Source organism: Streptomyces spiramenti (assembly GCF_012034385.1).
GTDB classification, from domain to species: Bacteria; Actinomycetota; Actinomycetes; order Streptomycetales; family Streptomycetaceae; genus Streptomyces; species Streptomyces spiramenti.
Genome location: NZ_JAAVJB010000306.1, coordinates 1 through 4,897, shown reverse-complemented (window position 1 = coordinate 4,897; position 4,897 = coordinate 1). Strand labels below are relative to the sequence as shown.

The following is a 4,897-nucleotide window of genomic DNA, read 5'->3' as shown; positions in this document are numbered from 1 at the left end:
GCCGAAGAACCAGGTGATCAGTGCGGCGACGAGGAACCAGCTGGGCGCCACGTACACCGGGACCTTGAAGATACGGCCCATCAGGATGCCGCCCCCGCCGCCCGCTGGTCGGACCTCGACCGCCCCCCGCTGAGCGCCCCGGCGCTGCGCCGCGCCCTCACCGGGCCCGACGGACCCTGGACGTCGCTGGAGGTGACCGCCTCCACCGGCTCCACCAACGCGGACCTGGTAGCGGAGGCCCGCGCCGGCACCGCCGCGCCCGGCTCCGTCCTCGTCGCCGAGGAGCAGACGGCGGGCCGCGGCCGGCTGGGGCGCGGCTGGAGCGCCCCCGCGCGCTCCGGCATCTTCCTCTCCGTGCTGCTCGCGCCCGAGCCGGACACCGCGCGCTGGGGCTGGCTGCCGTTGCTCGCCGGTGTCGCCACCGCCGCAGCCCTCTCGCGCACCGCCGGGGTCGACACCGCGCTGAAGTGGCCCAACGACCTGCTCGTCACCGTCGAGGGCGAGGAGCGCAAGGCAGGCGGCATACTCGCCGAGCGGGTGGACACCCCCGACGGGACCCCGGCGGTGGTGCTCGGCATCGGCATCAACGTGACACCGCGCGCTGACGAACTGCCCGTCCCCACCGCCGGCTCGCTCCGCCAGGCCGGGGCGACCGCGACCGACCGCGACCCGCTGCTGCGGGCCGTGCTGCGCTCGCTGGCCGAGTGGTACGGCGCCTGGACCGAGACCGACGGGGACGCCTGCGAGGCGGGAGTGCAGGCGGCGTACGTCGCCGGGTGCGCGACCCTCGGCCGACCGGTCGCCGCGCTGCTGCCCGGCGGCCGGGAACTGCACGGCGACGCCACGGCGCTCGACGGTGACGGCCGCCTGGTGATCACCGACGCCGACGGCCGCCGTCACGCGGTCGGTGCGGGCGACATCGTCCACCTGCGCGCCCGCGGCGACTGACCCCGCCGCCCGCCGCCCGCGGCGGGGATCCGGACACCACCGCTCCGAACCGGACGAGGCGGGTCGTCCACCCGGCGCCGCGCCGCCCCGGCATCGGCCGCCGACCACCAGGGCCGACCGGCCCCACCTCCGAGCCCGCACGGCCGACCCGCCCGTCCGGACGCGTGCGTCCGGGGGCGGACCTGGGCAGACATCCGTGCGACGGGCCGCCCCTGCCGTAGGGTGGTGCGTGGACAGCGGCGCGCCGGGCGCGGCGGAGCGGAGCGGTAGGGCGAGTGAGCGGCGGAGGGACTCTCACACCGGAAACGGTGAGGCGGCGCCGGTGAGCGACACGCCGACGCCTGCCGGTGACGACGGCCCGGAGGACCACGACGACAACGTGGCGCTCCGGCTCGAACAGCTGATCATCGGTGCCGAGCGCGAGTACACGCCCTTCCAGGCGGCCAAGGCCGCAGGCGTACCCATGGAGATGGCGTCCCGTTTCTGGCGGGCGATGGGCTTCCCGGACATCGGGCAGGCCAAGGCGCTCACCGAGGCCGACGTCCTCGCCCTGCGGCGGCTCGCCGGTCTGGTGGAGGCCGGACTGCTCAGCGAGCCCATGGCCGTCCAGGTGGCCCGCTCGACCGGCCAGACCACCGCAAGACTGGCGGACTGGCAGATCGACTCCTTCCTTGAGGGCCTCACCGAACCCCCCGAGCCGGGCATGACCCGCTCCGAGGTCGCCTACCCGCTGGTCGAGCTGCTCCTCCCCGAGCTGGAGGAGTTCCTCGTCTACGTCTGGCGGCGCCAGCTCGCCGCCGCCGCGGGCCGGGTCGTGCAGGAGCAGGACGACGCCGAGCTGGTCGACCGCCGACTCGCCGTCGGGTTCGCCGACCTCGTAGGCTTCACCCGCCTCACCCGGCGGTTGGAGGAGGAGGAGCTCGGCGAGCTCGTCGAGACGTTCGAGACCACCGCCGCGGACCAGGTCGCGGAGTACGGTGGCCGACTCATCAAGACGCTCGGCGACGAGGTGCTCTTCGCGGCCGACGACGCGGCCACCGCGGCCGGTATCGGCCTGCGGCTGATCGAGACCATGGCAGGCAACCCGATCCTGCCGGAACTGCGCGTCGGTATCGCCTTCGGAACGGTCACCACCCGGATGGGCGACGTCTTCGGCAACACCGTGAACCTCGCCAGCCGGCTGACCTCCATAGCGCCCAAGGACGCGGTGCTGGTGGACGACGCCATGCGCAAGGAGCTCACCGCCGCGGGCGCGGCGCCGCCGGCGGGCCCGGGCGAGCCGGCACCCGAGGGCAGGGACCACCGGTTCACGCTCCGACCGCTGCACCAGCGGCCCGTCCGTGGCCTCGGCATCATCGCGCCCTGGCAGCTCACCCGCCGGGGCTGACCGCCTCGCCCCGGCCGGGGCGGCTGCTCGCCACCCGGCCCGGTCGTGCGCCCGGCCGTGTCACCGTCCGAGCGGAACCCGGCCTCCCGGCCGGATCAGCCGGTGCCGCGAACCCGCCGTCGTACGAGGGCGAGCGCCGTGCCGAGCGCGGTCACGGCGAGCCGTCAGCACCCGCGGGAGCACGCCCCCGCCCCGCGTCCCCGCCCCGGGCGGTGGCGCGGCTCCACCGAGCGCGCCAGGCGCGCACCCTCCCGTGGGCGGGCGCGCGGATGGCATGATGCGCTGCGTCGATCGGTGAGCGAGCGTTAACCGGAGGAGCGGACGATGGCGTCGGTGGCAGGGACTGGCAGGGGTGCGGACAGCCGTGCGGGCGGTGGCGCGGACGGCGGCGCCGGGGGCGGCTCGGAGGAGCGGTACGGCGAGTGGGTCGTGGTGCGCCGCCACGGCGGCCGGGTGGCCGAGCTGGTCCTCGACCGGCCGAGGGCGATGAACGCGGTCTCCACCGAGATGGCGCGTCAGCTGGGTGAGGCGTGCGCGGCGCTGGCGGCCACGCGCGACATCTCGGCGGTCGTGCTCAGCTCCACCCATGAGCGCGCGTTCTGTGTCGGTGCCGACCTCAAGGAGCGCAACTCCCTGACCGACGCGGAGCTGGTCCGCCAGCGTCCCTACGCGCGAGCCGCCTACGGCGGTGTCCTCGCCCTCCCGATGCCGACCGTCGCAGCCGTCCACGGCTTCGCGCTGGGCGGCGGCTACGAGCTGGCGCTCTCCTGTGACCTGATCGTGGCGGACTCGACCGCCGTCGTGGGGCTGCCGGAGGTCTCGGTGGGGGTGATCCCGGGAGGCGGCGGCACGCAGCTGCTGCCGCGCCGGGTGGGCGCCGCGCGCGCCGCCGAGTTGATCTTCAGTGCCCGCCGGGTGGAGGCGGCGGAGGCCGCCGAGCTGGGGCTGGTCGACCGGGTGGTGGCGGCGGGCACCGACCGGGAGGTCGCGCTCGAACTGGCGGGGCGGATCGCCGCCAATTCCCCGGTCGGGCTGCGCGCCGCCAAGAAGGCGCTGCGGACGGGCTGGGGGATGGACGTGACGGCCGCCATGGAGATCGAGGACGCGGCCTGGCGGGCCGTCGCCTTCTCCGGGGACCGCACCGAAGGGGTCGCCGCGTTCAACGAGAAGCGGAAGCCGGACTGGCCGGGGGAGTGACACGGCGGTGCTCGGCTGGGCCGGCTGGCGGGGCCGCTGTGCTCCGGACTTGTGATCCCTCGCAATTGCACCCGCCGCGCCCGGCGAAAAGGTACAAACCGCAATAATGTGTCCGTTATGGGAGAGGACGCTCGGCTGCGGGCCGTGGTGGAGCTGGCGCAGGCGATGGCGGCGGCGGGTGACCTCGACGGCACCGTGCGCGTGGTGGCCGAGACCGCTCGGCGGGCGCTCGACGCCGGGTTCGCCGCCGTGTCGGTGTGGGAGCGGGAACGCGGTCGGCTCCGCGTGCTGGTGAACACCGGGGAACTCGCGCCAGGGGAGGTGGAGTTCCCCGTCGACGAGTCCTATCCGGTCCACGACTTCCCGGAGATCGCGGGCTTCTCGCCCGGAGCCTGGGCCACCGGGGTGGGGCCCCGCGCCTGGATCGAGACCGCCGTCGATGCCGCCGCCGATACCGGTACCGCCGCCGGTGCGGGGGGCGGGGACGACGCGTCGCCGGGCGCCGGGCCCGCCGCTCACCACCGGGGGCGGTCCGCCGCCCTCCACCGGCGCGGCCGGGGAAGCTGCGTCGTCGCCCCGGTGGTGCTGCACGGCCGGGCCTGGGGCGAGTTGTACGTGGCGCGGAGCCCGGGCGGGGTGCCGCTCGGCCCGCCCGAGGCGGCCTTCGCCACCGTGCTGGCGGAGGTCGCCGCCAGTGGGCTGGTGCACCACGAGCGGCTGGCCGAGGTCCGAAGGCTGGCGTACACGGATCCGCTGACCGGGCTCGCCAACCGCCGGGCCGTGGACGCGCTGCTGGAGGACGCGGTCGGCGAGCACCGGCGGGACGGCACGGCCGTCAGCCTCGTCGTGTGCGACGTCAACGGCCTGAAAGGTGTCAACGACTCGCTGGGCCATGTGGCGGGCGACCACCTGCTTGAACGTTTCGCCTCCGTGCTCTCGCTCTGCGGCGCGCAGCTGCCCGGTTCGCTGGCCGCGCGTCTGGGGGGTGACGAGTTCTGCCTGGTGGCCGTCGGCTCCACCGCCGCCGAGGTGATCCGAGTGGCGCGTGAGATCTGCCGCCGGGCCGACGGATTGGAGCTCGGCCACGGGGTCGCCTGTGGGGTCGCCTCCACCGGTCGGACCATCGGCCCGCTCGTCTCGGCGCGGCGGTTGTTCCGACTCGCCGACGCCGCCCAGTACCGGGCCAAGGCCGCCGCGGCGCGCGAACCGGTGGTCGCGGGCGACGAGGGCGCCGACGACCCCGTGGTGCGGCTGGCGGACAGCGTGCGGGGCGACGACTCGGACCGGCGGGCGTTCCGCGACCGCCCGGGGCACGGTCGACCCGGCCGACCCGAGCGGCATCCGCCGGAGCCGCCGGAGTCGCAG

General features: G+C 75.8%; 4 protein-coding genes. All 4 read left to right on the top strand.

Features of this window, described 5'->3' with window-relative positions:
• Positions 1 to 129 precede the first annotated feature (129 nt).
• Entirely contained in the window at positions 130 to 948 is an 819-nt protein-coding gene (locus tag HCJ92_RS22165) for a biotin--[acetyl-CoA-carboxylase] ligase (protein WP_167935389.1), read from the top strand.
• A 322-nt stretch (positions 949 to 1,270) separates the two neighbouring features.
• Entirely contained in the window at positions 1,271 to 2,335 is a 1,065-nt protein-coding gene (locus HCJ92_RS22160) for an adenylate/guanylate cyclase domain-containing protein (RefSeq protein ID WP_338054323.1), read from the top strand.
• A gap of 429 nt (positions 2,336 to 2,764) precedes the next feature.
• Positions 2,765 to 3,532 (top strand): enoyl-CoA hydratase/isomerase family protein, encoded by a 768-nt coding sequence (locus HCJ92_RS22155; protein ID WP_338054324.1) that lies wholly within the window; start codon positions 2,765 to 2,767, stop codon positions 3,530 to 3,532.
• 117 nt (positions 3,533 to 3,649) lie between these two features.
• The coding region (locus HCJ92_RS22150) for a GGDEF domain-containing protein (protein WP_167935386.1) at positions 3,650 to 4,897 on the top strand (1,248 nt) is incomplete at its 3' end.